The 21,289-nt window shown below is 64.5% G+C and carries 20 protein-coding genes; 1 reads left to right on the top strand and 19 read right to left on the bottom strand.

Annotated features, from left to right (window positions below):
• Nucleotides 1-8 precede the first annotated feature (8 nt).
• From hflK to ndk, 11 genes are all read right to left on the bottom strand, one after another.
• Entirely contained in the window at nucleotides 9-1,424 is a 1,416-nt protein-coding gene (hflK, locus tag D1Y85_RS06975) for an FtsH protease activity modulator HflK (protein WP_124150326.1), read from the bottom strand.
• Nucleotides 1,425-1,522: 98 nt separating this feature from the next.
• Nucleotides 1,523-2,773: a GTPase HflX gene (hflX, locus tag D1Y85_RS06970; protein ID WP_124150325.1), complete on the bottom strand. Its 1,251-nt coding sequence runs from the start codon at nucleotides 2,771-2,773 to the stop codon at nucleotides 1,523-1,525.
• 73 nt (nucleotides 2,774-2,846) lie between these two features.
• Nucleotides 2,847-3,083, bottom strand: coding sequence for an RNA chaperone Hfq (gene hfq / locus D1Y85_RS06965; protein ID WP_124150324.1), 237 nt, complete (start codon nucleotides 3,081-3,083; stop codon nucleotides 2,847-2,849).
• Nucleotides 3,084-3,235: 152 nt separating this feature from the next.
• Nucleotides 3,236-4,573: a ribosome biogenesis GTPase Der gene (der, locus tag D1Y85_RS06960; protein WP_124150323.1), complete on the bottom strand. Its 1,338-nt coding sequence runs from the start codon at nucleotides 4,571-4,573 to the stop codon at nucleotides 3,236-3,238.
• Nucleotides 4,574-4,955: 382 nt separating this feature from the next.
• Nucleotides 4,956-6,101, bottom strand: a complete 1,146-nt coding sequence (bamB, locus tag D1Y85_RS06955) for an outer membrane protein assembly factor BamB (RefSeq protein ID WP_124150322.1) — start codon at nucleotides 6,099-6,101, stop codon at nucleotides 4,956-4,958.
• Between the two features lie 56 nt (nucleotides 6,102-6,157).
• The gene (locus D1Y85_RS06950; protein WP_124150321.1) at nucleotides 6,158-6,787 is read right to left on the bottom strand and encodes a tetratricopeptide repeat protein; all 630 of its coding nucleotides are present in this window, start codon (nucleotides 6,785-6,787) and stop codon (nucleotides 6,158-6,160) included.
• Nucleotides 6,788-6,891: 104 nt separating this feature from the next.
• Entirely contained in the window at nucleotides 6,892-8,229 is a 1,338-nt protein-coding gene (gene hisS, locus D1Y85_RS06945; protein ID WP_124150320.1) for a histidine--tRNA ligase, read from the bottom strand.
• A gap of 70 nt (nucleotides 8,230-8,299) precedes the next feature.
• Nucleotides 8,300-9,616, bottom strand: a complete 1,317-nt coding sequence (gene ispG / locus D1Y85_RS06940) for a flavodoxin-dependent (E)-4-hydroxy-3-methylbut-2-enyl-diphosphate synthase (protein WP_185218925.1) — start codon at nucleotides 9,614-9,616, stop codon at nucleotides 8,300-8,302.
• A gap of 134 nt (nucleotides 9,617-9,750) precedes the next feature.
• Nucleotides 9,751-10,899 (bottom strand): helix-turn-helix domain-containing protein, encoded by a 1,149-nt coding sequence (locus D1Y85_RS06935; RefSeq protein ID WP_124150318.1) that lies wholly within the window; start codon nucleotides 10,897-10,899, stop codon nucleotides 9,751-9,753.
• A gap of 195 nt (nucleotides 10,900-11,094) precedes the next feature.
• A complete protein-coding gene (rlmN, locus tag D1Y85_RS06930; RefSeq protein ID WP_124150317.1) occupies nucleotides 11,095-12,249 on the bottom strand; it encodes a dual-specificity RNA methyltransferase RlmN in 1,155 nt (384 codons plus the stop codon).
• A gap of 169 nt (nucleotides 12,250-12,418) precedes the next feature.
• On the bottom strand, nucleotides 12,419-12,844 hold the full coding sequence (gene ndk, locus D1Y85_RS06925; RefSeq protein ID WP_124150316.1) for a nucleoside-diphosphate kinase: 426 nt from the start codon (nucleotides 12,842-12,844) through the stop codon (nucleotides 12,419-12,421).
• A 356-nt stretch (nucleotides 12,845-13,200) separates the two neighbouring features.
• Here ndk and D1Y85_RS06920 point away from each other — a divergent pair, with 356 nt between their 5' ends.
• A complete protein-coding gene (locus tag D1Y85_RS06920) occupies nucleotides 13,201-13,899 on the top strand; it encodes a Bax inhibitor-1/YccA family protein (RefSeq protein WP_124150315.1) in 699 nt (232 codons plus the stop codon).
• A 137-nt stretch (nucleotides 13,900-14,036) separates the two neighbouring features.
• Here the strand turns inward: D1Y85_RS06920 and D1Y85_RS06915 are convergent, their stop codons facing one another.
• From D1Y85_RS06915 to D1Y85_RS06880, 8 genes are all read right to left on the bottom strand, one after another.
• Nucleotides 14,037-14,819 (bottom strand): MBL fold metallo-hydrolase, encoded by a 783-nt coding sequence (locus D1Y85_RS06915; RefSeq protein ID WP_124150314.1) that lies wholly within the window; start codon nucleotides 14,817-14,819, stop codon nucleotides 14,037-14,039.
• A 7-nt stretch (nucleotides 14,820-14,826) separates the two neighbouring features.
• On the bottom strand, nucleotides 14,827-15,969 hold the full coding sequence (gene bamC / locus D1Y85_RS06910; protein WP_124150313.1) for an outer membrane protein assembly factor BamC: 1,143 nt from the start codon (nucleotides 15,967-15,969) through the stop codon (nucleotides 14,827-14,829).
• A gap of 105 nt (nucleotides 15,970-16,074) precedes the next feature.
• Nucleotides 16,075-16,980: a 4-hydroxy-tetrahydrodipicolinate synthase gene (dapA, locus tag D1Y85_RS06905; RefSeq protein WP_124150312.1), complete on the bottom strand. Its 906-nt coding sequence runs from the start codon at nucleotides 16,978-16,980 to the stop codon at nucleotides 16,075-16,077.
• Between the two features lie 44 nt (nucleotides 16,981-17,024).
• The gene (locus D1Y85_RS06900; protein WP_124150311.1) at nucleotides 17,025-17,672 is read right to left on the bottom strand and encodes a class I SAM-dependent methyltransferase; all 648 of its coding nucleotides are present in this window, start codon (nucleotides 17,670-17,672) and stop codon (nucleotides 17,025-17,027) included.
• 11 nt (nucleotides 17,673-17,683) lie between these two features.
• Nucleotides 17,684-18,886: a tryptophan--tRNA ligase gene (locus D1Y85_RS06895; protein ID WP_124150310.1), complete on the bottom strand. Its 1,203-nt coding sequence runs from the start codon at nucleotides 18,884-18,886 to the stop codon at nucleotides 17,684-17,686.
• Nucleotides 18,887-18,890: 4 nt separating this feature from the next.
• Nucleotides 18,891-19,556 carry a site-2 protease family protein gene (locus D1Y85_RS06890; RefSeq protein WP_124150309.1) on the bottom strand — a complete coding sequence of 222 codons (666 nt, stop codon included), beginning with the start codon at nucleotides 19,554-19,556 and terminating at the stop codon, nucleotides 18,891-18,893.
• 55 nt (nucleotides 19,557-19,611) lie between these two features.
• A complete protein-coding gene (locus D1Y85_RS06885) occupies nucleotides 19,612-20,247 on the bottom strand; it encodes an L-threonylcarbamoyladenylate synthase (RefSeq protein ID WP_124150308.1) in 636 nt (211 codons plus the stop codon).
• Nucleotides 20,248-20,350: 103 nt separating this feature from the next.
• Nucleotides 20,351-21,181 (bottom strand): 3',5'-nucleoside bisphosphate phosphatase, encoded by an 831-nt coding sequence (locus D1Y85_RS06880; protein ID WP_124150307.1) that lies wholly within the window; start codon nucleotides 21,179-21,181, stop codon nucleotides 20,351-20,353.
• Nucleotides 21,182-21,289 lie beyond the last annotated feature (108 nt).

Here is a 21,289-nt window from a genome sequence, read left to right as displayed (position 1 = left end):
GCGCTCCGTTACTGCGTGTCGTTTTCGCGGCCGCGGCTGCGGAACGCGTCGCGCGAGCGGAACGACTCGCGCGCGGCCCCGTCCGGCTCGCTGGCCGACTGACCCGGCGCGGCTGCGCCCGGCTGCGCCGCGCCTGACGGCTCACCACCACCCGCGGCGGCAGGAGCCGAGGCCTCGGAACCCGCAGCAGCGGCGGCCGGAGCACCCGGAACGCCCGACGCGGGCGCGCCTGCTGCCGCGCGCTGGCGCGCCGACTCGACCAGGGTTTCGGCCGGCAGATTGATCACGTTGCTGCCGGACTTGCTGTCGACGAACACCTTCGTCGTAGTCGAGTAGATGTGCTGCATGGTCTCCATATACATGCGCTGGCGGATCACCGCCGGTGCCTTCGCGTATTGCTCGTAGACCCGCGTGAAGCGCTGGGCGTCGCCTTGCGCCTGCGCAACCACGCGGTCGCTGTAGGCCTTGGCGTCGTCGATAAGGCGTGCAGCGTCGGCCTGTGCGCGCGGCAGCAACTGGTCGGCGGAAGCCTGTGCGTCATGCTTCGCGCGCTCACGGTCATGACGCGCGCGCGTGACGTCGTCGAAGGCGGCCTGCACCTGGTCGGGCACCTGCACACTCTGGATCGTCACGCCGGTCACGGTGAGGCCGGTCTTGTAGTCGTTTAGCGCGTGCTGAATGGTATCGGTGAGCTGCGCACGGATCGGTTCGCGATCGGCGGAAAGGAGATCCGTCGTGCTGTGCGTACCCGCCACCGCACGCACAGCCGACTGGGCGGCCTGGGTGACGGTGAGGTCGGGATCGACGCTGCGGAACAGGTAATCGGTGGGCTGCTTCACCTGGTACTGCACAGTGAAGCGCAAATCGAGAATGTCGCCGTCGCGCGTGAGTACGGACGCGTCCCTCACGTTGGCGGGGCGCACGAGATTGTTGCGGCCGATTTCGACGGAGCGGACCTGGCCGACGTTGACGACTTCGTGCGACTGGAACGGATACGGCAGACGCCAATGGACGCCCTGCCCGACGGTTTGACGATACTGCCCAAACTGGAGCACGACACCCGCTTGCCCTTCCGGAATCACGAAAACGCCGCTGCCGAGATAGATCGCGATGAGCACGCCGAGCACGATGCCGACGCCGACGCGCGCACCGTGACCGTTGTCCGGGCGCGGACCGAGGCCGCCCGGCCCCTTGCCCTTGCGGCCGAACAACGCCGAGAGGCGGCGATTGAAGTCGCGCCACATTTCGTCGAGATCGGGAGGACCGTCGCCCTGCCCGCCGCCGTTATTCCCGTTCTTGCCCGGCGGGCGGCGCGGCTCGTCCGTGCGCTGGCCATTGCCGTCGCCACGACCCCAACGTGGGTCGTTCAACGAAAGAATGGCGCGCACGCGCTGCCAGCCAGTCCGCTTGTTGTAATCGTTCACCTGAGTTCGTTCACCAGAGTAGACAGCGGGTCAATGCGTGCGGCTTTCGCCCGGTACCGGGCTCGTAGCCGCGCCGGTCGAATGGACCCGGACGTGGCTCAGTGGCCGCGGTCCGTGCCCTGTTCCCCGCCGGATTCAATTTCCGTGCGAAGTTCATGGGGTACCGCGTCCCAATCGGGGGCGGGCGAGTTCAACGATTGCAGCGATTGCAGCGATTCCAGCGGTCGCTGCAGTTGCCTTAACGACTGTACCTCGCCGGCAAGCGGCTCAGCAGACGCAATTTCGGCGATGGCAGCACGCAGCGCATCCAGTCCGACACCCGTGCGCGCGCTCAAAAAGACGCGCGAAATATTACCATATTCGTCCCGCTCGACCGTGCCGCCGCGGGCCGCCAGTTCAGGCACGGCATCGATCTTGTTGAACACGAGCACCTGCCGGATCGCGTCCGCGCCGATGTCACGCAACACTTCATTGACCTGATCGATCTGGTCGAGACGCACGGCGCTCGACGCATCGACCACATGCAGCAACAGGTCGGCCTGAATGGTTTCCTCAAGCGTCGCGCGAAACGCGGCAACCAGTTGGTGCGGCAATTCGCGGATGAAGCCGACGGTGTCCGACAGCACGATCTGCCCGATCTCTCCACCCAGCCAGACACGCCGTGAGGTAGTGTCGAGTGTTGCGAAGAGCTGGTCTGCGGCATACGCCTGCGCCTTGGTGAGCGCATTAAAGAGCGTGGACTTGCCCGCATTTGTATAGCCGACGAGCGACACCGACATGGTCTGGTTGCGCTGCCGCTGGCGGCGCTGCGTGCCGTGCTGGCGACGCAGCTTCGCAAGGCGCCCCTGCAGCATCTTGATGCGCTCGCCAATCAGCCGCCGGTCGGTTTCGAGCTGTGTTTCGCCGGGACCACGCAAGCCGATACCGCCCTTCTGGCGCTCAAGGTGGGTCCACGCGCGCACGAGCCGTGTGGCGAGATACTGGAGCTGCGCGAGTTCGACCTGGAGCTTGCCTTCATGGCTACGCGCGCGCTGCGCGAAAATATCGAGTATGAGGCTCGTGCGATCCACCACGCGGCGGTCCAGCGCGCGCTCCAGATTGCGTTGCTGGCCAGGCGACAGCGCGTGATTGAAGATGACGATATCGATGTCGTTCGCCTCGCATGCGAGGCGCAATTCATCGGCCTTGCCACTGCCAATGAACATGGCAGCGTCGGGACTCGAGCGTCGGCCAGTGAGCGTGACCGCGGGATGTGCGCCCGCACTCCGTGCGAGCAGACTGAGTTCTTCGAGGCTGGCTTCGAAATCGGTCTTGCCGAAATCGATGCCGACAAGTGCGGCGTTGGTCAAATTAGCGGATGTCAAAATGGAAACGGCCGGTCCGGCTCGCCTGGGAGGCGCACCGGACCGGCCGCACCGTGGATCAGGTCGCTTCCGTATCCGGGTGGAAATTCACCGGACGGGCAGGGACGACCGTGGAAATGGCGTGCTTGTACACCATCTGCGTAACCGTATTACGGAGCAACACAACGTACTGGTCGAACGATTCAATGTTCCCCTGAAGCTTGATGCCGTTAACGAGGTAGATCGAAACAGGCACGTGCTCCTTGCGCAGCGCGTTCAAAAACGGGTCTTGTAACAGTTGCCCTTTGTTGCTCATAGCAAACTCCGTATTTTTTTGCAGGTTTAACTCGGACTGGCGCCGAAGAAAAAGAAATCCGGCGTCAATCGCTACACTATAGCTGATTCTCGTTCAGCCGCGAGGATCATGCCCGTCCGGCCAGGACGGGCATGCGCGGCAACGAACACAGCTCAGTTTTTCTCGGTATAGGGGTTCGTCGAGGAACGAAACTCTATGCGCAATGGAGTGCCGGTCAGCGAGAAAGTTTCCCGGAAGCGGTTTTCCAGATAGCGCTTGTAGGTGTCCGTGACCGCGTCGAGCGCATTGCCGTGGATCACGATAATGGGCGGGTTCTGTCCCCCCTGGTGCGCATAGCGCAGCTTCGGACGAACCGGGCCGCGACGGCGCGGCTGCTGGAACTCCACGGCCTCGATCAGCGCACGTGTAAGGCGCGGTGTGGGCAGTTTGGCCATCGCCGCGGCATAGGCGGCATCCACCGAGCGCATCAGCGTGGCGATACCGAAGTTCTCCGTCGCGGAGATGAAGTGGAACTTCGCAAATTCGAGGAACTTCAGCTTGCGCTGGAGGTTGTGCTTGATGCGCTCGCGTGCGTGTTCGTCGAGACCGTCCCACTTGTTCACGCCCACCACGAGCGCGCGACCCTGCTCCACGACGAAACCGGCGATGTGCGCGTCCTGATCGGAGATCTCCTGCTGCGCGTCGAGCATCAGGATGACGACGTTGGCGTCCGAAATCGATTGCAGCGTCTTCACCACCGAGAACTTTTCGATGGCCTCGAACACCTTGCCTCGACGACGCAGACCGGCCGTATCGATGAGCGTGTACTTCTTGCCGCCGCGCTCGAAGTCGATATAGATCGAGTCGCGCGTGGTGCCCGGCATGTCGAAGGCGATCACGCGGTCTTCGCCGAGCAGCGTGTTCACGAGCGTCGACTTGCCGACGTTCGGACGCCCGACGATCGCGATCTTCACGCCATGCTTTTCGGCCTCCTCTTCAGTTTCTTCCGGCTGATCCGCGTAGGCCTTGTCGAGCGCCTCGTTGATCATCTCCGTCACGCCGTCACCATGCGCGGCCGAAATCGCGCGCGGGTCGCCGAGGCCCAGCTCGTAGAAGTCAGCGGCCACGGCGCTGTACTTCATGCCCTCGGCCTTGTTGACGACGAGGTAGATCGGGCGGCCGGTCTTGCGCAGATAGTCGGCGATGTGTTTGTCCTGCGGTGCAAGCCCGTTGCGGCCGTCGCAGATGAACACGACGATGTCCGACTCTTCGACCGCCTGGCGCGTCTGACGCGCCATCTCGTGCAGGATGCCGTCCTTCGCGACGGGCTCGAAACCGCCCGTATCGACCACGAGATAGGGACGATCGCCGACGCGCCCCTCGCCGTAGTGGCGGTCGCGAGTGAGGCCGGGCAGATCGGCCACCAGCGCATCGCGCGAGCGCGTGAGCCGGTTGAACAGCGTGGATTTCCCCACATTGGGGCGCCCGACGAGGGCGATTACGGGTTTCATCTGATCTTTTCTACGGTAAGGCGCGGCGCCCGGTGGTCCGGCGCACTGCGCGGCAACGCGCTGCGTTTGCAGGGTTGCGTCAGTTGCAAATTATCACGAAATTCGCCCGATGCCTGGGCGACGCGTGCAGCACGCAGCCGCACGGCTTGAGCCCGCGTCGGGCAGACAGATGGACCAAAGGCGAGCGGCCGACGCTCTCTTTCATCCCGTGAACTCAAAAATGCGTGCGGCCGGCATGAGCCGGCCTGGGTCGGGCACCGCACGGTCTCGCCGGTCCACCACCCGCGCGGGAAGGGTAAGACCTGGGCTCGAACACTCTGCGTAGACAACTGCCCTTCTAAACGCCTGGCCGCGCGGGCCCGGCGTCGTTGTCGAACGCCGCTTACTGCGGACGCAGCCCGTACAAGGCACCGCCCGTCGTCTGGACGACTAGCGTATTGCCGGCCAGAACCGGAGCAGCCGTGATCGGATTGCCGTCGGTCTTCACACGCGCCACGAAACTGCCGTCGTCAAGCGACAGGAAATGCACATAGCCCTCATAGTCGCCCAGCACGACCGCGTGGCCGAGCACCATCGGAACGCTGAGATCGCGACTCTTGAGCTTGTCCGTGCTCCAGGTCGGCGTTCCCGTCGACACACTAAACGCGCGGACAACCGACCAGTCGTCTGCGCCAACTACGCTGTCCTCGTTCTGGGCAATTCCGCTCACGCTCGAGAACGCCTTCGTCCACATCGGATGACCCGAATTCGCATCGAAGCAACCCAGTTGCCCCTGGAACGTGACCGCGCACGTCGTCGCGCCGACGAGCGTGGGCGGACCGCTCACGTCGTTGATGCGCTCGACTTCCGTCACGCCCTTCGGATAGGACACCGGCGTTTCCCAGAACACGTCGCCCGTCTGCAGGTTGATCGCCGCGAAACCGCCGCCCGGGAAGCCCGCGAGCACGGCCTGGTCGCCGGCGAACGTCATGCCCGCGGAAACCCGCAGATTGAGCGGCACGGCACGGTTGCGATAGGTCCACTTCTGTTCGCCGGTCTGCGCGTTGAACGCGACGATCTGACCGTCGACGGTGCGCACGATCACGAGCCCGTTGCCGACGAGCGGCGGCGAGATGATTTCGCCGGGCGCCGTGGCTTGCCACGAGAGCTTGCCGTTGGCGTCGAGCACGTAGACCTCGCCCTTCAGGCCGCCGACGGCGGTGAAGTTGCCGTCACTACCCACGCCGGCCGACAGGTCGCCCTTGAGCTTCGTGCTCCAGACTTCCTTGCCGGTCTGCGCGTCGATCTTCGCGACCGAACCGTTCTCGCCCGCCGCAAACACGGCGTCACCGACGGCAACCGGCGAGAAGAGATAGCGGCCGGCCTTGCCGACGCTCGCCTTCCACACCTGCTGGACGTTGAGCACCGGCTTGAACTCGGTGAGCGGCACCGGCACGCGGCGCTCGTCCTTGGTCGACGAGCAGGCCGCCATTGCAAGGACCGTCATGGCGCAGACGGCGGGCACAACGTATCGTTTCAGCAGATTCATCGGTGAGCGAAGCATGAATGGTATTGGTTTAGTGAGATTCGCGGCGCACGTGCGCCTTAGCTGCCTAGCGCGTCCAGCTTGAACTGGATCAGTTGACGCTCGGACGCGTCGCTCTTCGGCAAGTTGTCGAGCGCGAGCTGGTAGGCTGCGCGCGCTTCGTCGCGCTTGCCCTGCGCGGCGAGCAGGTCACCGCGGCCGTCCGCGACGATGCCCTTGAACGGACCCGAATCAGGCTGTGGAATCAGTGCGAGGCCCTGGTCGTAGGCCTTTTCGTCAAGCAGCAACGCCGCGAGACGCAGCTTCGCGATCATGCGGAATTCGTCGTCCTTCGCGTGGTCGGCGGCCCATTGCAGCTGCGCTTTCGCACCCGTCGTGTCGCCAGCTGCGTAGAGCGCCTTCGCGACCGCAAGGGCCGTCATCTGCGCGTATGCAGTGCCGCCGAAGCGGTCTTCCATGTCGGACGCGACGCGCGTGAGCATGGCCTTGTCGTTTCCGTTCACGGCCTGCTGCACCTGGTCGTACAGCACCGAGGCCTCGGCCGCCTGGCGGCGCTGCCAGAAATTCCAGCCGTTCCACGCGGCGAGCGCGAGCAGAGCGATCAGCACGATCCACGTAGTGAGATTCCCCCACTGCGCCCACCATGCCTTGAAGCTCTCGATCGATTCCTGTTCGTCGTGGTAACTCATCGCGTAGCGATTCCTTCTCTTTTATCCAGCCTGTCATCTCGCGCGCCTGATCCGCAAATCAGGCACGCCGAGGGTGTTGTGCAGGTGTTTTCTGCCGAACGCGATCAGTCGTCGCCGTCTTCGGCGGATGCAACCATCGCATTGATTAGATATTCGGTCAAGTCTTCGAGCGCGATGGTTTGCTGCTCGTTGCGCGCGTCGGCGGCCACGCCGCGCAACGGCTTCACGCCGACCACGCCGTTCGCCACCTCGTCCTCGCCGAGCACCACCGCAAACGCAGCGCCGCTCGCGTCCGCGCGCTTCATCTGCGACTTGAAGCTCGCAGACTGGCCGTCGGCGCTGCAGTGCAGGATCACGTCGAGGCCGGTGTCACGCAGGCGCTCCGCCACGATGAACGCCTGGTCGCGCGCGGCGTCGCCTTGATGGACAACGTAGACATCGCAACCTTCGTCTTGCGGCACGAGGTCGTCTTCCTTGAGCAATTCGAGGATGCGCTCGACGCCCATCGCCCAGCCGCAAGCCGCCGTCGGCTTGCCGCCCAGCTGCTCGATCAGCGGGTCGTAGCGGCCGCCCGCCGCGACGGTGCCCTGCGCGCCGAGCTTGTCGGTGATCCATTCGAACACGGTCAGATTGTAGTAATCGAGACCGCGTACGAGACGCGGATTGATCGTGAACGGAATGTTGTTCGCCTTGAGGATGCGCTGCAGCCCTTCGAAGTGCGCGCGCGAGTGCTCGCCCAGGAAGTCGATCAGTTTGGGCGCGTTGTTCGCGATTTCCTGCAGCGCGGGGTTCTTCGTGTCGAGCACGCGCAGCGGATTCGTGTAGAGACGGCGCTTGCCGTCTTCGTCGAGCAGGTCGACATGCTGCTCGAGATACTTGATCAGTTCAACGCGATGCGCGGCACGCTCTTCAGCGAGACCCAGCGAGTTGATTTCGAGCTTGATGCCGGTGAGACCGAGGTCGTCCCACAGACGCTGACACATCAGAATAATTTCCGCGTCCGCATCCGGGCCCGCGAAGCCGAGCGCTTCGACGCCGACCTGGTGGAACTGGCGATAGCGACCGCGCTGCGGACGCTCGTGGCGGAACATCGGACCGACGTACCACAGACGTTTCGGGCCGTCGTAGAGCATGTTGTGCTCGATCGACGCGCGCACGACCGCAGCCGTGTTCTCCGGACGCAGCGTGAGATTCTCGCCGTTCAGCGCATCGGTGAAGCTGTACATTTCCTTCTCGACGATGTCGGTCACTTCACCGATACCGCGCGTGAAAAGTTGTGTGTGTTCGAGGATCGGCGTGCGGATGTTCTGGTATCCGTACGAACGGAGCATCGACTTCACGGTCGTTTCGAAGAAATCCCACAGCCCTGCCTCCTGCGGCAGGATGTCGTTCATGCCCTTCACGCCGGTGAGCTTTTCGGGCTTTCTTTTCTGTTCAGTCATCTGATTACGATTGGCGGTATTCGGTTGTGCGTGGCGTCGGTGCGTGACTGCTTGCTCGCGGCCGGTTGCGTCAGGCGGTAGCTTCGGCCTTGCCGTACTTGCGCACGACGTAGTCGCTCACAATCTGCTGAAATTCTTCAGCGATGCGCTCGCCGCGCAGCGTCTTCACTTTCTCGCCGTCGATGAACACGGGTGCAGCCGGGTTCTCACCCGAGCCGGGCAGGCTGATGCCGATGTTCGCGTGCTTCGATTCGCCCGGGCCGTTCACGATGCAACCCATCACGGCGACGTTCATCGTCTCGACGCCCGGATATTCGGAGCGCCACACGGGCATCTGCGCACGCAGATAGTTCTGGATCTGCGACGCGAGTTCCTGGAACAGCGTGCTCGTCGTGCGGCCGCAGCCCGGACATGCGATGACCATCGGCGTGAACGAACGCAGGCCCATGGTCTGCAGGATTTCCTGACCGACCACGACTTCGCCCGTACGCGACGCACCCGGTTCCGGCGTGAGCGAAATGCGGATCGTGTCGCCGATGCCTTGCTGCAGCAGCACGGAAAGCGCCGCCGTCGACGCGACAATGCCCTTCGAGCCCATGCCCGCCTCGGTCAGCCCGAGGTGCAGCGCGAATTCGCAACGCTTCGCGAGCTGCTGGTACACGGCGATCAGGTCCTGCACGCCACTCACCTTGCACGACAGGATGATCTTGTCGCGACCGAGGCCGAGTTCGACTGCGCGTTCCGCCGACCCGATCGCCGACTGGATCAGCGCCTCGTACATCACGCTTTGCGCTTCCCACGGCTCGCTGCGCGCACCGTTCTCATCCATCATTTTCGCGAGCAGGTCCTGATCGAGGCTGCCCCAGTTCACGCCGATGCGCACCGGTTTGTCGTACTTCGCCGCGGCCTCGATCATCTGCGCGAATTGCGTGTCGCGCTTGGCGCCCTGACCCACGTTGCCCGGGTTGATCCGGTATTTCGAAAGCGACTCGGCACAGCCCGGATAGTCGCGCAACAGCAGGTGGCCGTTGTAGTGGAAGTCGCCAATGAGCGGTACCGACACGCCCATGCGATCGAGCTGCTCGCGGATTGCCGGAACCGCGGCCGCCGCCTCGGGCGTGTTGACGGTGATCCGGACGAGTTCGGAACCGGCCTGCGCGAGTTCCTTGATCTGGATGGCGGTGCCGATCGCATCAGCGGTGTCGGTGTTCGTCATCGACTGCACGCGCACAGGTGCGTCGCCGCCGACCGTCACAAGGTTGCCGCCCCAGCGAACGTGAACGCCATGCGACTTGCGGCGCGGCGCGTGGCCGCCGAGGATCGGTTCATTCGAACAGATCTGGCTGGTGCTGGACGTGCTGGACGGAAATTGCTGTTCGGTTTGCATCGGGAAACCCATTTACGCCTCGCGCGCGACAAAAAACGCCACCGCGCGCGAATTGATCAAGCTAAAAAGCGTTGCGGCCGGCCAATCGTGAATGACGTGAACGACGACCGGCCGCAACGCATGCCATGTATCTATCAAGGCAACACGAAACGCGCGACATTCCCGCGCGCCGACGCGTACTTCGACGAATCGACAGGCTGGCCGTCGATCGTCATCGACTCGATGCCGGCCTTGTTGCCCACAGTAATCTTCAACGGCTCGGTGCCCGTGATCTCGCGCGCATCGCTGCCGCGAACCATACCGGAGAACACCTCCTTGCCGTCCTTCTGCCGCACGTTGACCCAGGTGTCCTGTGTCACGCGGATCGCGAACGTCGATGTATCCGCGCCCGAGGCATCCGCCGTCGGCGTAACGTGCGCCGCCGACGCGCTCTGCGCGACCGGCTCACTCGCGGCCGGCGTTGCTGCGGCCGGCGCTTTCGGGGTGCTCACCACAGCAGCGGACGGAGCGCTCGCTGCCGCGGCGGGCGCCACCGGCGCCACGGCCTGCGGCGCACTGCCTGCGGCCGCAGGCGCCGCATCGGCCGGCGCGGCCGCTTCGGTGCCTGCCGCGGCATCGCTCGCCTGAGCGTTTGCGCTCGTCTGCGCCTGATCGCCCTCTACAGTGGATGCGCCTGCAGCGCCAGCGGTCTGGCCTTCGGCCACCGTCGCCGATGCCCCGCCAGGTTGCGCAGGCGCGCCATTCGCCATCGACTTCAGGCGCGCGAACCACGCCGACGATTCACCGCTGTTCGTATGCCACATGCTGATCGCGATCACCGCGACGATCACAGCCGCGACGCCCCACAGCCACGAACGATGGCGTGGCGCAGCGTTGCCGCCGAGGGTGAGCGAGACACGGCCGCGCGGCAGGTCGGAACCGGCCGAAGCGGGCATCGACAGATCCGGCTCCGGCATACCGCGTTCGCGGCGCAGCGCCTGCGTGAACGGAGTGGGATCCGCACCGAGCATCTTCGCGTAGCTACGCACCACGCCGAGTGCGAACGTCGTGTCTGGCAGATGGGTCAAATCGCCGGCTTCGAGCGAGCGCAACTTCTGCACCGACACCTTCAGCCGCGCCGACACGTCCTCAACCGCCCAACCCTTCGCCTCGCGCAGCTGGGCAAGGCGCGCGCCGGCAGCGATCATCGTGTCGGGAACGGGTTGCACCGGCGATGGCGCACTGCCCGGCGCCGGACGACCTGCGTTGGTGTCTGTCCCGAAAGGGTGCTGCGGCTCGCTCATCCGTGATCCTTGCGTCGTTTCTTTTCAATCCTGGAACCGCCCGGGTGCTTCATGCCCCGCGATTCGCAGACCGTTTATAACAAAATGTGCGGCGTCTGTGCCGCTTCCGATCGCTTTGCAACGTTTCCGACCAATACAACCATGACGGCGCGGCCCCCCCGCGCAGCCGCCCTGGCCTCATCGTCACCGGCACTGTCAATGCTGCACCGGCCTTACCTCGATGACCTTTCGCGCAGTACGTTCAGCAAGGCGCGTTCTGTCCTTCACTTCGCCTGCGAGCTGCCCGCAGGCCGCGTCGATATCGTCCCCGCGCGTCTTGCGCACAGTCGTGACGACGCCCGCATCCATCAGGACCTGCGCGAAGCGCTTGATCTGCTCAGGCTTCGAGCGCAGGAGTCCCGATTCGGGAAACGGGTTGAACGGTATCAGATTGAATTTGCACGGAACGTCGCGCGTAACCGCGAGCAATTCGTGTGCGTGCTTTTCCGTGTCGTTGACGCCGTCGAGCATGCAGTACTCGAACGTGATGAAGTCGCGCGGCGCGACTTTCAGATATCGCTCGCATGCGGCCATCAGTTCACGCAGCGGATGCTTGCGGTTCAGCGGCACGAGTTCGTCGCGCAGCGCGTCGTTCGGTGCGTGCAGCGAGACGGCCAGCGCCACGGGCAATTCCGCGCCGAGACGGTCCATCATCGGCACGACGCCCGAGGTCGAGAGCGTGACGCGCCGGCGCGACAGACCGTACGCGTTGTCGTCGAGCATCAGGCGCATCGCCGGCACAACGGCTTCGTAGTTCAGGAGTGGCTCCCCCATACCCATCATCACGACGTTCGTAATGACACGCTCACCCTTGCCGTCGCCGCCGGTAGCCTTGCCGCCAGCTTCGCCGAGCAGCGAAGCGCGCAACGCGAACTCCGCCATGCGCAGCTGGCCGATGATCTCGGCGGTGGTGAGGTTGCGGGAGAATCCCTGCTTGCCGGTCGAACAAAACCGGCAGTTGACCGCGCATCCCGCCTGCGAGGACACGCACAGCGTGCCGCGCGTCTCTTCGGGAATGAACACGGTTTCGACGGCGTTGCCGTTGCCCACATCGATGAGCCACTTGCGTGTGCCGTCAGCGGAGACGTGATCGCTGATGACGCCCGGCATGCCGATGGTGGCACGCCCCTTGAGCTTTTCGCGCAGCGATTTCGCCAGATCCGTCATGCCGTCGAAATCGGCGGCGTTGTATTGATGGATCCAGCGCTGCAACTGTTTGGCGCGAAACGGCTTCTCGCCCAGGCTCTCGCAATAGGCGACGAGCCCTTGGGCGTCGAGATCGAGAAGGTTGACGGTGGAACTGCTCGTCATGGTCAATCCTGCCATTTCAGTGCGAAACCCGGTTTACCCGTGATCGACCCGCTGGTCGATCCGCGGGTTCACCGACCGGCCACGCGACTCCAGCGAGTCTCTGGGTGGACGGTGAACACCATGTCCGTTCGCGACCTGGGTGCTGCTTATCCAACTCGCGCCGACTCGCTTAGCGCGAGTAGACGTTGACCTGCGGGAAGAAGAATGCGACTTCGACCGCGGCCGTTTCAGCGGCGTCCGAGCCGTGCACGGCGTTGGCGTCAATGCTGTCGGCGAAGTCGGCGCGGATCGTGCCCTTCTCAGCCTTCTTCGGATCGGTGGCGCCCATCAGATCGCGGTTCTTCAGAATCGCGCCTTCGCCTTCGAGCACTTGTATCATCACCGGGCCCGAAATCATGAAATCGACGAGGTCCTTGAAGAACGGACGCGCTGCGTGAACAGCATAGAACTTCTCGGCGTCGGCGCGCGAGAGGTGGACCATGCGCGAGGCAATGATCTTCAGGCCAGCGTTTTCGAAGCGGCTGTAGATCTGGCCGATCACGTTCTTCGCCACTGCGTCCGGCTTGATAATCGACAGGGTGCGTTCGATCGCCATAAAAACTCCAGAAAATTAACAGGTTACAGGTTTAAAACAATCGGCAATTGTAGCATGTTCCCATGTATGATTGCGATTGAACCCTGTTAGCCGGGCGCGAAAGTAGCGCCCCAGGTAGCGCAAAGCAGCCTGAAGTGACGCCAGGCGACCCAAAGCGGGGTGTCAGCCCGGCCACGGGCCCCAAAATACTGAAGGCATGCGCGATGCGCACGGTGCCTGAAGTACACTGGACCGCGAAGGAGCGAGTCGGCCCGTTGAAACTCCGGGGCGGCGCGCATATCTTACGAAGGTGCGGATCGTCCCATCCGCCTGTGGCGCCCAGATCAGAACCCGCGTCTCTCACGCAAGGAGCAAGCATGAACGAGTACCCCTATAACTTCGGCCGCGGCGGCACCGTCATCTCGGCCGAGGCTCGCAACCGCGTACTGCGCAACACCTACTGGCTGCTCGCGCTGTCGATGGTGCCGACGGTGCTCGGAGCGTGGGTGGGCGTCGCCACCGGTTTCTCCCTGTTCGCGGCCACCAGCCCGGCGATGAGCCTGCTCGCGTTCTTCGCGATCGCCTTCGGCTTCATGTTCGCCATTGAGCGCACCAAGAACAGTTCGGTCGGCGTCTTCGTGCTGCTCGGTTTCACGTTCTTCATGGGCCTGATGCTCTCGCGGCTTCTGTCATTCATCCTCGGCTTCTCGAACGGCCCGTCGCTCATCATGCTCGCTTTCGGTGGCACCGGCGTGATTTTCGCGGCCATGGCCACGATCGCCACCGTCAGCAAGCGCGACTTCTCGGGTCTCGGCAAGTGGCTGTTCATGGGCGTGATCGTGCTCCTGCTCGCCGGCGTCGCGAACATGTTCCTGCAACTGCCCGCGCTGATGCTCACGTTTTCGGTCCTGGCCATCGTGATCTTCTCGGCGTACATGCTGTTCGACGTGCAGCGCGTCGTGAACGGTGGCGAGACGAACTACATCTCGGCCACGCTCGCGATCTATCTGGACCTCTATAACGTCTTCACGAACCTGCTTGCGCTGCTCGGCATCTTCGGCGGCAACCGCAACTGAGCCCCGCCGTGTCCGGCGGGCCGGACGGCTCGCCGGTACCGCTGGCACAAAAAAGCCCATGACAATCGTCATGGGCTTTTTTTTCGCGCCGCGCCTGCTTGTGAGTTGCTTCTGAGTTGCTTATGAGCGTTGACCGCTCAGAGCACCACCCAGTCGAACCCTTCGCCCTGCGATGCAACCCCGATTTCCGTCGCCGCGTTGCCGATCACACCGGCCATCGCGGCGCGCGCCAGTTCAGGCGTGTTGTTTTGCTGACTGAGGTGCGCAGCGACCAGGTGTCGCAACTTTGAGCGATCGAGCGCCGACAGAATGCCGGCGGCCGCTTCGTTGTTCAGGTGCCCGTGCGATCCGCCGACGCGCGCCTTCAGTGAAGGCGGATAACGGCTCGCCGCAAGCATCGCGAGATCGTGATTGCATTCCAGCACGAGCGCGTCGCAGCCGGAGAGGATCGAGGCGATGTGCGGCGTCGATTCGCCGACATCGGTCAGCACGCCGAGCCTGCTCGCGCCGTCACTGAACACGAACTGGAGCGGCTCGCGCGCGTCGTGCGGAACCGTATAGGGCAACACGCCGATTTCGCCGATTTCGACCGTCTCGTCACCCCACAGGACGCGCAGGTCAACGCCCGCATCAGTGGCGCCAACGGCCTGCGCCGTGCCCCAGCTCATGTAAAGCGGGATAGACCAGCGACGCGCGAGTGTGAGTGCGCTGCCGATGTGATCGCTGTGTTCGTGGGTGATGAGGATGGCGTGGAGGGTGTCGGCGGCGAGACCGGCTCGCGCCAGCCGCCGCTCGACTTCCTTTGCCGAAAAACCGCAGTCCAGCAGCACGCGCGTGGCGCCCGTACCACCGACACCGCGGCCTGCTTCTACGACCAGCGCATTGCCCTCACTGCCGCTGCCGAGGCTAGCAAAGCGCACGGTCGCGTCAGTTGAGCTGGGCGTGCAGTGCAGCCACGATGCGCTGCGCGTCCGACGACGTGTCCACCTGGCCGTTGTGGTCGAGCACGGCGATCTGCGTTTGCGAGTCGCTCTTCGCGCGAACCGCGATGAGGAACTCCGGCCCCTGGTTCTTTGCAGCCGTCTTCGGGTTGTAGAACAGCTTGCCGAGCAGGCCGTCGCCCTTCAGCTCCTGCATCGAGTCGGCGTAGCGAACGTAGTAGATGCCCTTCGCGCGGTCGCGGTTATCGACCGTGAAATTCGTGCGGTCGAGCGCGATACCCACACGCAGCCACGCGCGGTCGAACGACTCGGGCAAGTCCAGCGTGACGCCGCCTGCGGCTTTGTCGAGTTGCGCGACTGCCGTCGACGTGCCCGCGTCCGTCAGCAGTTGCTTCGACTGAGCGTCAGTGAGACCGAACTTCTGCATCAGCTTCGACAGGAACTCCGCCTCGAGCGCCGGATCGCGCGGACGCTCGACCCACTTCGATTGCGTCTTGTCCTGGCCCATCAGCATTTCTTCCATCGCGGCATGCGTGATCGAAATGTCGGTCTGACCGTCCGGGCCGCGCGTGACGAGCGTGCGGAAGCGGTCGCGCGTGCCCGACGAGTACGCGAAGTCGATCACGCGGCCGATCGTGCGGCGGAACCAGTCATCCGGAATTTTCGCGCGGTTTTCCGCCCAGTCGGTCGTCATGATGCCGGTCGCCGCCGAGTCGGTGGACAGCGTGAAGCCGTTTTCCGGCCAGAAGGCCTGCAGGATCGGCCAGACATCGTCGGGCGAGCGGCCGTCGATCACGAGCCAGCGACGATCGCCGTCGCGCTCGACGTGCATACCGAGCGGGTCTTGTGCCGTCGGTGTGCCGAGCGTCGTGTTGCCCGCCGTCGTCACCGAGCCCTTGGGTGCGCCGCCCAGCGCCAGTTGCGGCGGCGGTGCGGTGTATTTCTGTTCGGTCGGCGTCGCCGCGAGATCGTGCGGCACGGCGAGCGGTGGCGCGCTCGGCGTGTCCTTATAGTTGACGCGGTCGGACGCGAAGTAGTCGTTCAGCGATTCGCAGCCCGCGAGCGGGCCAATGGCCAGTGCCAGCACCGCCATGCGGGTTGCGTGGAGGGAAAGAGCGGAACGTTTCATGGGGACCTTCGGGGTACTGGAACGCAAAGCCGGGATCTGTAGTGGATACGGGCGGGTGGCGGCGTCGGTTAAAAATCGGGCGCTGGGCAGCAGATCTGGGACGCGTCAGCCGATCAGGCCAGCTTCGCGCAGCGCCGTGCGAACCGCGTCGTGACAACGCGCGTCGAGCGGCGTGAGCGGCAGGCGAATGCCGCCTTCGATGCGGCCGAGTTCCTGCAGCGCCCACTTCACCGGAATCGGATTCGATTCGATGAACAGGTTCTTGTGCAGCGACAGAAGCTTCATGTGAATCGCGCGCGCCGTCTTCACGTCGCCTTCGAGCGCGGCCTTGCACAAATCGCTCATCTGGCGCGGCGCCACGTTCGCGGTCACCGAAATGTTGCCGTGGCCGCCGAGCAGCATCAACGCAATCGCAGTGGGATCGTCACCGCTGAAAATCCTGAAGCCTTCCGGCGCGTGCTTGATCAGGTGCGCGGCGCGGTCGATGTTGCCCGTCGCTTCCTTCACGCCCACGATGCCGGGCACCTGCGCGAGGCGCAGGATCGTCTCGTTCGACATGTCCGCGACCGTGCGGCCCGGCACGTTGTACAGCACGACCGGCAGGTCGACCGTCTCCGCGATCTTCGCGAAGTGCCGGTACATCCCTTCCTGGGTCGGCTTGTTGTAGTAGGGCACGACCTGGAGCGACGCCTGCGCGCCGACGGCCTTGGCCTGACGGGTCAGTTCGATCGCCTCGGCGGTGGAATTGCCACCCGACCCTGCGATGATCGGGAAACGGCCCGCGGCGTGCTCGACCGCCGTCTTGACCATCAGGATGTGTTCTTCGACGTCCAGCGTGGCGGACTCTCCGCTCGTGCCGACTACGACGAGGGCATCCGTCCCCTCTTCTACATGCCAGTCGATCAGTTTGCGGAACGCCGGCAGATCGAGACTGCCGTCCTCATGCATGGGGGTGACGATCGCGGGGATGCTGCCGCGCAGCGTAATGCCGTCCTGAGTGCCGTTAGCCATGAAACGTCAAAAAAATGAGTACGTTAAAGCGCGATTGTAGCGGATTAGCCGGCCAGATCGTAACGCGGTACGGGTAGTACCTGAGTCGCATCTCGATTTCCGCTGATTTCAGCGGGATTCGTGCTGTGCGATTCGCGTATTGCGCAGATCCGCTGGATAAATGCCTCACGCGGCTGTGAGAGAAATCCGTCCTGGTACGCGATCACCCGAAGCGCTGGCATACATGCTTCCAGCAGTTCGCCCGGCGCGAGCAGGAATGCGGGATTGGACGGTTTGCCGACGGTCCCGTTCCCCTGCGCAAAGGTTTCGTAGATGAGCACGCCGCCGGGCGCCAGCGCGTCAATGAGACGCGGCATTAGTGGGCGATGCAGGTAGTTCGTCACGACGACCGCCGCAAACCGCGATTCCAGGCGCTCGTTCGCGAGCGGCCAGGGCGCGCCTTCGAGATCGCATTCGAGCGTCTCGATGCCGGGTACGCCGCGCATCGTCGCCAGCGCGGCCGCATCGCAATCGAGCGCGGTCACGGGATGCCCGCGTTCAGCAAAGAAGCGCGCGTGCCGCCCTCCCCCCGACGCCACGTCGAGCACCGCCCCACCCGGCGCGACCAGATGCGCCCAGCGGCGCACCCAGCGCGACGGTTCGGCAAGCGCGCCCTGAGGCGCGCCGGCAGCACACGTATGCGTCGTGGTCAAGGCAACCGCCGTTAGTTGTACGCGAGGCCCATTGCTTCGCGAACGTCGCGCATGGTCTCGTTCGCGAACTTGCGCGCCTTGTCGCAGCCATCGGCGACGATCGCGCGCAACAGCGACGGGTCGTCCATGTACTTCTGCGCACGTTCGAGCATCGGCTGCTGTTCGCGCAGGATGCCTTCGATCACGGGCTGCTTGCATTCGAGGCAGCCGATGCCAGCCGAGCGGCAACCCTTCTGCACCCACTCGTGCGTCGCTTCGTCCGTGTAGACCTCATGCAGCTGCCACACCGGGCACTTGTCCGGATCGCCCGGATCGGTGCGGCGCACGCGAGCCGGGTCGGTCGGCATGGTGCGGACCTTCTTCGTGATCGACTCGGCGTCCTCGCGCAGGCCGATCGTATTGCCGTACGATTTCGACATTTTCTGGCCGTCGAGGCCCGGCATGCGCGACGCCTCCGTGAGCAGCACCTGCGGCTCCGGCAGGATGATCTTGCGCGAGCCTTCGAGGTAACCGAAGAGGCGTTCGCGGTCGCTCATCGAAAGGCTCTGCGATTCGGACAACATCGCGCGCGCCTGTTCGAGCGCCTCTTCATTGCCTTCCTGCTGGTAGGCGCTGCGCAGCTCGTGATAGAGCTTCGAGCGCTTGCCGCCGAGCTTCTTCGCCGCTTCGTTGGCCTTCTCCTCGAAGTCCGGCTCGCGGCCGTACATGTGGTTGAAGCGCCGCGCCATTTCGCGCGCCATCTCGACGTGCGGCACCTGATCCTCGCCCACCGGCACGAGCGACGCGCGGTACAGCAGGATGTCGGCGGCCATCAGCACGGGGTAGCCGAGGAAGCCGTAGGTCCCAAGATCCTTGTCGCGCAGCTTCTCGATCTGCTCCTTGTAGGTCGGCACGCGCTCGAGCCACGAGAGCGGCGTGCTCATGCCGAGCAACAGCGACAGCTCGGCGTGCTCGGGCACGCGGCTCTGGATGAACAGCGTCGCCTGGTTCGGATCGATGCCGGCCGCCAGCCAGTCGATCAGCACTTCCCAGACGTTTTTCTCGATGATCTCGGGCGTTTCGTAGTGCGTCGTGAGCGCGTGCCAGTCGACCACACAGAAGAAGCACGGGTACTCGGACTGGAGTCGCACCCAGTTTTTCAGCACACCGTGATAGTGGCCGAGGTGCAGCGACCCGGTGGGCCGCATGCCGGAGAAGATACGGTCTGGGAACATGATGTTATGAAAGAAGCGACAGAAGTGGAGTAAGGACGGCCGTGATTACGTCATAGCCCAGGTTCACGAGCGGGCGCAGCCAGAATCGGGTAAAGACGCCCGTGACAAGCAGCGCCATCACGATGATGAAACCATAGGGCTCGAGGCGCGAGAGCGCAATGCTCGCCCGCGTCGGCAGGAGCGCCGCGAGAACGCGTCCGCCGTCGAGCGGCGGAAGCGGAAAGAGGTTGAGCACGCCGAGCACGAGATTCACGCCGATACCCGCCGCGGCCATGCGCGTGAAGAACGGCTCACTGACGCCGAATACGTCGAGCGCGACGCCGAACACGCCCCAGACGAGCGCCTGAATGAAGTTGCAGGCCGGCCCCGCCGCCGCCACCCAGAGCGTACCCCAGCGCGGATTACGCAGGTTCCCGAACGAAATCGGCACCGGCTTCGCGTAGCCGAACACGAACGCCCCGCTCGTGAGGAAATAAAGGATCAGCGGCATCGCGATCGTGCCGATCGGATCGATGTGGCGCATCGGATTGAGCGACACGCGGCCGAGCACGTACGCGGTGTTGTCGCCGAGCGCGCGCGCGACATAGCCGTGCGCGGCCTCGTGCAACGTAATGGCGAAGATGACCGGAAGCGCGTAGACCGCGATCGTCTGTATCAGGGAAGCATCCATGGCGGGGTATTGTATCAATGCCCCGGCGCGCCGCCGGGGACGTTGAAGCGGAGCATCAGGCCGGCTCCTCGAGACCGAACGGCGCGAGGCTCCCGCGTCCGGCACGCACGAGCACCGGCTCGCCGCCCGTGAGATCGACGATCGTCGAAGGTTCGCACGGACACGCGCCGCCGTCGATCACTAGATCAAGTGGCGCTTCGAGCCGTTCGCGGATCGTTTCGGGGTCGTTGAGCGGTTCCGTGTCCGGCGGCAGGATCAGCGTCGTGGCGAGCAGCGGCTCGCCGAGTTCTTCGAGAATCGCAAGCGGAATCGGGTGGCCCGGCACGCGCAGCCCGATGGTCTTGCGCGACGGATGCGAAAGCCGCCGAGGCACTTCCTTCGTCGCCTGCAGCACGAATACATAAGGCCCCGGCGTCACCGACTTGATGAGCCGGTACTGCTGGTTGTCCACCATCGCGAAGTTCGCCAGCTCGGACAGGTCCCGCACCATCAGCGAAAGCAGCGCTCGCTCATCTTGTCCGCGGATGCGGCGCAGGCGCTCGGCGGCCTGCTTGTCGTCGATGCGCGCCGCGAGCGCGTAGCTCGAGTCGGTAGGCAGCGCGATCACGCCGCCGTCGCGGATGATCTGCACGGCCTGCTTCACGAGGCGCGGCTGCGGATTGTCGGGATGAAGCCGAAAGTACTGGGCCATGGCGGTGATCAGCTAACAGGGAACGAAACGCCGACGTATCGTACGTCACAACGATACTGACAGCGCGACGGTGTGCAGGGGTTGTGGGCCGCGCGAGCGCGGCCTACAGCCATCGTTCCCAGACCGGCTTGAGATTCGCGGGAAGCGGCGGCAGGCTGCCGGGCGCGGTGAAATCGGGCCCCGGCGCGTGAAAATCTGAGCCGCGCGACGCCTCGAAGCCGAAGCGGCGTGCAACGGCAGCGTACTCGGCGTATTGATCCGGCGTGTGACTGCCGGTGACGACCTCGATGGCCTTGCCGCCGAGATCGATGAATTCGCCGAAAAACGTGTCGAACTGGAGCGGCGTGTAGTGATAGCGGCCCGGATGCGCGATAACGGCCTCGCCGCCCGCGGCCTTGATCCACGCGACCGCATCGGCCAGCTTCGCCCAGCGGTGCGCGACGTAGCCCGGCTTGCCTTCGCCGAGCCAGCGCGAAAACGCATCCTGGGTGTTCTGCGCGCGGCCCGACTCGACGAGGAAGCGCGCGAAGTGCGTACGCGAGATCAGGTCGGGATTGGAGACGTAGCGCAGTGCACCCTCATAGGCATCGGGGATGCCGAGCTCGCCGAGCCGCTCGCCGATCGCGACCGCGCGTGCGGCGCGGCCGTCGCGCGTACGCGCGAGCCCTTCGACGAGTGCCGAACAATCAGGATCGACGTGCAGGCCGACGATATGCACGGTGCGCGACGCCCACGTCACCGAAATCTCGACGCCGCACAGATAGCGCATGCCGAGCGCCTCGGCGGTTTCGCGCGCCTCGCGCTGGCCGCCGATCTCGTCGTGATCGGTGAGCGACCATAGCGTGACCCCGCCCGACTGCGCCAGCCGCGCGACGGCGGCGGGAGCGAGTTGGCCGTCCGAGACGGTGGAGTGGCAATGCAGGTCGGCGTTCATCGCTATCTTGAGAAAAGTCTGACGCCATTTTACTGCAATGCATCGATGGTGTCCGAGGGCCGCCAGCGGCTGGCGGCATCGGCGACGTTATGCGCAAAAAGTCGGGCC

The organism is Paraburkholderia dinghuensis, assembly GCF_003837865.1.
GTDB lineage: Bacteria > Pseudomonadota > Gammaproteobacteria > Burkholderiales > Burkholderiaceae > Paraburkholderia > Paraburkholderia dinghuensis.
Note: the sequence above shows the minus strand (reverse complement) of the source record. Positions and strands in the feature narration are given on the sequence as shown.

Coding starts and splice junctions, on each gene's coding strand:
- hfq (WP_124150324.1), bottom strand. CDS start 3,083: ATGAGCAACAAAGGGCAACTGTTACAAGACCCGTTTTTGAACGCGCTG.
- der (WP_124150323.1), bottom strand. CDS start 4,573: ATGAAACCCGTAATCGCCCTCGTCGGGCGCCCCAATGTGGGGAAATCC.
- bamB (WP_124150322.1), bottom strand. CDS start 6,101: ATGAATCTGCTGAAACGATACGTTGTGCCCGCCGTCTGCGCCATGACG.
- D1Y85_RS06950 (WP_124150321.1), bottom strand. CDS start 6,787: ATGAGTTACCACGACGAACAGGAATCGATCGAGAGCTTCAAGGCATGG.
- hisS (WP_124150320.1), bottom strand. CDS start 8,229: ATGACTGAACAGAAAAGAAAGCCCGAAAAGCTCACCGGCGTGAAGGGC.
- ispG (WP_185218925.1), bottom strand. CDS start 9,616: ATGCAAACCGAACAGCAATTTCCGTCCAGCACGTCCAGCACCAGCCAG.
- D1Y85_RS06935 (WP_124150318.1), bottom strand. CDS start 10,899: ATGAGCGAGCCGCAGCACCCTTTCGGGACAGACACCAACGCAGGTCGT.
- rlmN (WP_124150317.1), bottom strand. CDS start 12,249: ATGACGAGCAGTTCCACCGTCAACCTTCTCGATCTCGACGCCCAAGGG.
- ndk (WP_124150316.1), bottom strand. CDS start 12,844: ATGGCGATCGAACGCACCCTGTCGATTATCAAGCCGGACGCAGTGGCG.
- D1Y85_RS06920 (WP_124150315.1), top strand. CDS start 13,201: ATGAACGAGTACCCCTATAACTTCGGCCGCGGCGGCACCGTCATCTCG.
- bamC (WP_124150313.1), bottom strand. CDS start 15,969: ATGAAACGTTCCGCTCTTTCCCTCCACGCAACCCGCATGGCGGTGCTG.
- dapA (WP_124150312.1), bottom strand. CDS start 16,980: ATGGCTAACGGCACTCAGGACGGCATTACGCTGCGCGGCAGCATCCCC.
- D1Y85_RS06895 (WP_124150310.1), bottom strand. CDS start 18,886: ATGTTCCCAGACCGTATCTTCTCCGGCATGCGGCCCACCGGGTCGCTG.
- D1Y85_RS06890 (WP_124150309.1), bottom strand. CDS start 19,556: ATGGATGCTTCCCTGATACAGACGATCGCGGTCTACGCGCTTCCGGTC.
- D1Y85_RS06885 (WP_124150308.1), bottom strand. CDS start 20,247: ATGGCCCAGTACTTTCGGCTTCATCCCGACAATCCGCAGCCGCGCCTC.
- D1Y85_RS06880 (WP_124150307.1), bottom strand. CDS start 21,181: ATGAACGCCGACCTGCATTGCCACTCCACCGTCTCGGACGGCCAACTC.